Genomic DNA, 261 nt, shown 5'->3' with positions numbered 1-261 from the left:
TGCAGGCAAAGGTCTTTATTGCGGATATTGGCAATCAATATGGTGCAAAAGTTAATGAGGCTCTTGTTAAGTTTATTGCACAAACAGAAAAAGACAATGGAGTCACTTTACCTGGAAATAGAACTGTAAAAGTGCATGGTCAGCTTGATATGGAAGATTTAAAAAATTTTCGTATGAGTACTGTATATGGAATCAAACACCCAGCAGATGCAAAACGTCGGGACGAAAACATCGAAAGAATCACAGCTCCAACTCGTCAGC

General features: G+C 38.7%; 1 pseudogene. It reads left to right on the top strand.

The annotated features are described in order from the left end of the window. A pseudogene (locus ACTHSP_RS23815) lies at nucleotides 1-261 on the top strand (hypothetical protein); the annotation flags it as partial.

Source organism: Neisseria sp. P0001.S005, assembly GCF_051963715.1.
Note: the sequence above shows the minus strand (reverse complement) of the source record. Positions and strands in the feature narration are given on the sequence as shown.